Annotated in this window: 6 protein-coding genes; all 6 read right to left on the bottom strand. The window is 41.0% G+C overall.

Features of this window, described 5'->3' with window-relative positions; genetic code table 11:
* Window positions 1-533: 533 nt before the first annotated feature.
* Complete coding sequence (locus tag ACTQ50_RS18870) at window positions 534-974, bottom strand: DUF4869 domain-containing protein (RefSeq protein ID WP_441485447.1); 441 nt, start codon at window positions 972-974, stop codon at window positions 534-536.
* A gap of 125 nt (window positions 975-1,099) precedes the next feature.
* Complete coding sequence (lysS, locus tag ACTQ50_RS18865; protein WP_441485446.1) at window positions 1,100-3,184, bottom strand: lysine--tRNA ligase; 2,085 nt, start codon at window positions 3,182-3,184, stop codon at window positions 1,100-1,102.
* Between the two features lie 13 nt (window positions 3,185-3,197).
* The gene (greA, locus tag ACTQ50_RS18860) at window positions 3,198-3,680 is read right to left on the bottom strand and encodes a transcription elongation factor GreA (protein ID WP_226822075.1); all 483 of its coding nucleotides are present in this window, start codon (window positions 3,678-3,680) and stop codon (window positions 3,198-3,200) included.
* A gap of 353 nt (window positions 3,681-4,033) precedes the next feature.
* Complete coding sequence (locus ACTQ50_RS18855) at window positions 4,034-4,501, bottom strand: Hsp20/alpha crystallin family protein (RefSeq protein ID WP_295310436.1); 468 nt, start codon at window positions 4,499-4,501, stop codon at window positions 4,034-4,036.
* Between the two features lie 229 nt (window positions 4,502-4,730).
* Window positions 4,731-4,859 (bottom strand): hypothetical protein, encoded by a 129-nt coding sequence (locus ACTQ50_RS18850; protein ID WP_441485445.1) that lies wholly within the window; start codon window positions 4,857-4,859, stop codon window positions 4,731-4,733.
* A 114-nt stretch (window positions 4,860-4,973) separates the two neighbouring features.
* Window positions 4,974-5,459 carry an entericidin EcnA/B family protein gene (locus ACTQ50_RS18845; RefSeq protein WP_441485444.1) on the bottom strand — a complete coding sequence of 162 codons (486 nt, stop codon included), beginning with the start codon at window positions 5,457-5,459 and terminating at the stop codon, window positions 4,974-4,976.
* Between the last annotated feature and the right edge of the window lie 227 nt (window positions 5,460-5,686).

The following is a 5,686-nucleotide window of genomic DNA, read 5'->3' as shown; positions in this document are numbered from 1 at the left end:
GCCATAACCTATCCTCCGTAATTGTAGTGAAATAGTTTAAATATCTTTCGCCTACAATTATAGAGGAAATCAGAGTATTAGAAAATCCGCAGGAATATTTGGCGCTTACGTTTAAAGCAATAGGTGGGGTATAAAAATCCCAGATAAACTTATTCTTATATACAAAATGGAGACATCCCTAAGGACTGTCTCCAATAAACTTTAAAATCTTTCGCTTCTATAACACTTCAAACTCACTTCAATGTCCACTTCAAAGTTACTTCAAACAATCTTCATTTTACTTTGAAGCATTTTCATTTAAACCGTTTTAATTCTTCCCCTTCCACTTTCTGAAGCTATCTTGTCAGCTTTATACCTTCAATACTATCTACTATAGCTTTCCGATTTCGCTCATGCAGGTACACCGGATTCAGTTTGCTTTCCCAGTAGCACTATCACCTTTGATAATTGTAATATTACGCTTTATTTCAAACTCATAATGCAATTTATTATTTTTTACAACTACTTTATGTTTACCTTTCATTCATTATCCCCTAAACATACTCTCCAGCAATAGCCCAAAATTCCTGCATATTATGAACGATCTGGTTTGTATTTAACACCTTAGCTTCGAATTTTCCCTCTCCAAAGTCCATAATATGTCGAAGATTTATCGTCAAGTCTTTATTTTCCGCAATTTGCAGTATCCATTTTGCACAGTTGTCACCGCACACAGAGGCATTAAACACCCGATCATTTTCATCAAATGCCATGAGTATCAATGTTTTTACTCCACCCGATAAATCTTTAGGAGATATCGGACCTAACACAGGGCTCTCAATTAAATGTGCCCCTACTACTTTCGATTTATCTACATCAAAAATCATCTCAACAGATAACGGATTTGTAATCCATTCATCCTCATACATATTATCAAAGTATGTGGGATGATGATAAACAGCCTCTTTCATATCACCTAAATAAATGTTTAACATTTAGCACCCCATATAATCAATACAGTCTGTGAAGTCCATAATTCATCATCTTCTTTTATTATATACACAAAGAGACCGGATCACCAGTTCCAGTCTCTTTTATTTTTATTATTCTCTTGTATAAATTAATACAACTTCGCACCCGCCGGAATATGGTTATCCACCATCAGAAGATGAAGTTTCTCTTCTCCCTCTTCCTCATGAATAGCGCTAAGGAGCATTCCGCAGGATTCAATTCCCATCATAGCTCTTGGCGGCAGGTTTGTGATTGCGATTAATGTTTTACCAACCAGTTCTTCCGGCTCGTAGAATGCATGGATTCCAGAAAGGATGGTACGGTCTGTACCGGTTCCGTCATCCAGTGTGAACTGAAGAAGTTTCTTGGATTTCTTAACAGCTTCGCAAGCCTTTACCTTAACAGCTCTGAAATCAGATTTGCTGAAGGTATCGAAATCTACCTGCTCTTCAAACAGCGGCTCAATTGTTACCTTGGAGAAGTCGATCTTCTCGTTTGGTGTAAAGAAGCCATTGTTGTCACCTGCCGGTGCTGCAACTTCTACGTTCTCTGCGGAAGCAGCGCTTCCTGCCTGAGCAGCATTATTTGCTTCGTTCTTAGCAGCGCCCTGGCTCTTCATTGTGGGGAAAAGCAGTACATCACGGATGGCCTGGCTATCGGTGAGAAGCATAACCAGACGGTCGATTCCGTATCCAATACCACCTGTCGGCGGCATACCAATCTCAAGTGCATTCAGGAAGTCTTCATCTGTATGGTTAGCTTCCTCGTCACCAGCGTCTGCAAGAGCATCCTGTGCTTTGAAACGCTCGCGCTGATCGATCGGGTCGTTCAGCTCGGAGTATGCGTTACACATCTCCCATGTGTTGATGAAAAGCTCGAAACGCTCTACCTTGCTCGGATCAGTAGGTTTCTTCTTGGTCAGAGGAGAAATCTCGATCGGATGATCCATAATGAATGTTGGCTGGATCAGCTCTTTCTCGCAGTATTCCTCGAAGAAGAGATTGATGATATCACCTTTCTTGTGACGCTCCTCATACTCAATATGATGCTCAGCAGCAAGCTTCTTGGCAGCTTCATCATCAGGTACCTGATCGAAGTCGATTCCTGCATATTTCTTGATTGCATCGTTCATAGTCAGACGTTCGAAGGGTTTGCTAAGGTCAATCTCGATACCATTATAGGAAATCTTCGCAGATCCGCACACCTTCTCTGCCAGGTAACGGAACATGGATTCCGTAAGTTCCATCATTCCTTCATAATCTGTATATGCCTGGTAAAGCTCCATCAGTGTAAACTCTGGATTATGGCGGGTATCAACGCCCTCATTACGGAATACACGGCCGATCTCGTAGACTCTCTCAAGTCCGCCTACGATCAGTCGTTTCAGATAAAGCTCCAGGGAAATACGAAGCTTAACATCTTCGTTCAGCGCATTGTAATGTGTCTCAAATGGTCTTGCAGCAGCTCCACCGGCATTGGAAACCAGCATTGGAGTCTCTACTTCCATGAAATCACGGCCGGCAAGGAAGTTACGGATCTCCTTGAGGATCTGGGAACGTTTGATAAATACGTTCTTGCTCTCCTGGTTCATGATCAGATCCACATATCTCTGACGATAACGCATATCTGTGTCAGTCAGTCCGTGGAATTTCTCCGGAAGGATCTGTAAGCTCTTTGATAAAAGAGTCATTTTCTCTGCATGAATGGAGATCTCTCCTGTTCTGGTTCTGAATGCAAAACCTTCCAGGCCGAAAATATCGCCGATATCAGATTTCTTGAAATCTGCGTAAGAGTCTGCTCCAATGGCATCTCTTGCTACATATACCTGGATATTTCCCTGTAAATCCTGGATATTACAGAAAGAAGCCTTACCCATAACACGCTTGAACATCATACGTCCAGCGATGGATACGTGGATCGGGCTTGCGTCCATGATGGCTCTTCTCTCTTCATAATCTTTCTTAAGCGCTTCCTTCGCCTGCTCCTCGTCAAGACCAGCTGTATCCAGCTCTTTACGGTCTTTCAGAAGCTCAGCCTCGTGTGCTTCATAGATGTTCTTTACTTCCAGTGAATGGTGGGTCTGGTTAAATTTTGTTATCTGAAATGGATCCTTGCCATTCGCCTGAAGTTCTGCCAGTTTATCACGGCGTACCTTCAGCAGCTGATTCAGATCCTGATTCTTCTGCTCTGCCACTTTTGTGCCTCCCTTAAATATTACGCTGGATTTCCAGCACTTTGTACTTCATGATACCGGTTGGCAGCTCTACTTCTACGATATCGCCTGTGTGTGCGCCGATCAGGGCCTTTCCTACAGGAGACTCGTTGGAAATCTTACCTTCCAGGCTGTTTGCCTCGGAGGATCCAACCAGCTTCAGTTCCATATCTTCTTCAAATTCGAAGTCATGTACTTTCACCTTACATCCTACGCTGATCTTGTCAAGGTCTACTTCGTCCTCAACTACGACCTCAGCGTTCTTCAGGATCTTCTCGATCTCTTCAATACGTGCTTCGATATCTCTCTGCTCATCTTTAGCTGCATCGTACTCTGCATTCTCGGACAGGTCTCCCTGCTCTCTTGCTTCTTTGATCTTACCTGCTACTTCTTTTCTTTTTACTACCTTTAAATCATGCAGCTCTTCTTCCAGTTTTTTAAGTCCTGCATAGGTTAGTAAGTTCTTCTTTTCTTCCATTATAGCCTTACTCCCTTTCATTCCGGCGGCGCCCATCGCCACGTATCATACACTTCTTATATGCTGTTTCTCCCGGAAAATTCCATTTACTATGAAAAGCCTGGGCCTGATGCCATCTGTCCATAGCAATGTCCGCTGATACGAACATTTTCATTACCCAAAAGGGTACAAATTCACTAGGATATTCACAGTTTCACTATTATAGCTAAATCAAGGGGTATTGTCAAGACAGAAAATAGTGAAAAAAAGATGCCGCAGAACCACTTTTTTCTGTGATTCTGCGGCATCTCGCTTCTTATTTATATATTCTTGTTGAACAATAACCAGAATGTACTTCTGAAGGGGGAAAAACTTTATCCTTCAATGGCGATGTGTTTCTTCTCTTCTACTGCTGGTTTCGCTTCTTTCTTCGGAACGAACAGTTTCAGGATACCATGTTTGAACTCAGCCTTTACATCCTCCTGCTGGATATCCTCGCCTACATAGAAGCTTCGGCTGCAGGCACCTGCGTAACGCTCCCTGCGGATGTAACGTCCGGATTCTTTCTCCTGCTCGTCTTTATCCAGGCCCTTCTCAGCGCTGATAGTCAGATAACCGTTCTCCAGGGAAGCCTTGATCTCGTCCTTGGTAAATCCAGGAAGATCAACAACCAGCTGGTATCCGTTATCCATTTCCTTGATATCGGTTTTCATAACGTGGCTGGCTCTCTTACCATAGAGCTTCTTCTCGGTATCTTTCATTGCTTTATCATCATAATAGAATGGAAAATCATTAAAGAAATCATCAAATAAGTTCTCTCCAAAAATACTAGGCATTAACATAAGTCATCTCTCCTTTTTTATATATGCTGTTTACCTTGTTTCTTGGAACTCGGGTGGTAGGGAATTCATAGAGCTTTCATCTTTCGCTCTCTTTTTATCCCCTTCCTTTGTTCTAGTTGTAATATATCACGTATTATTAGCACTGTCAATAGGTGAGTGCTAATTTCACAATTTCTTCACAGTTTTCGTAAAATGAGCAAAAAAATAGAGCATATAGGGTATTTTGCTTTTAATTTCGATAAGAATCATGTTCTTCTTTTACGGCCTGTAATTCGTCAGGATGCATTGCTAAATGAATGATAGCTTCCATAACGAGAGCTCCTGTTTTCATTCTATTTTCACCAAATAATTCGCTCATTTATTTCGCAAGCACCCATTCCAAGTAAAGCTCAATAAAGGTGATATAAAAGCTGTGCAGGGCGATTCTGGTTATTCCCTGACAGATATGGTTTCTGAAGAAGTCGATATGGAATTAATCATCAATGCCGTATTTATTTTCCAGTGCTTCTTCTGCTAATTCCAGTTCATCTTCCAGTTTTTCAATTGCGCGTTCTCTCGCTTTGTATGTCTCGAAGCTAATCTCTTTCATCTGGTAAGCATACTCAAATTCATTGTCAAGCTTATCCAGTTCGTCATCGACTGCGTCTACCTGTTTTTTCAAAGCGTAGAATTGTTCGTGATTCTCAGATGCATTTGTAGATGTTTTTGCATTGTTTACACTTTTTGTTATATTACGGATATCGTTTTCATAAGAAGAGAAATCATAATCCTTTTCGTTCGCATTCTCTACTGCGTTTTCTGTGTTACTGATATTATCATCATTGTCATCTGTATTTGATGTTACAACTTCCTGTGTCTTAATTCCTATATCTTCTGCTGCTTTATTATTGGATAAAGTGCATCCTGTAAAAGCAAATATTAATGTGAGAGATAATAAAACTACTAATATTTTGTTCATAACATGTTCTCCTTCCGTCTCTTGGATGTTTTGTTTTTGCTGTTATATGTATCATATAGGGAGAAGATTAAAAAAAGATTAAAACAAATAGTAATTTCAAAAAATGAAAAAAGGACTGCAAATTCCGGCTCATCTGACCACGCATTCCGCTAAGAGCTGATCAGTCTTTCCGGATGTAACTGAACGCGTTTCCGCTTCAGCTGATCAATAAGTTTTCAACGTGTTAT

Origin of the sequence: Blautia sp. Sow4_E7 (assembly GCF_052116245.1) — a bacterium.
Classification (GTDB): Bacteria; Bacillota; Clostridia; order Lachnospirales; family Lachnospiraceae; genus Blautia_A.
This window is presented reverse-complemented; position numbering and strand designations above follow the sequence as displayed.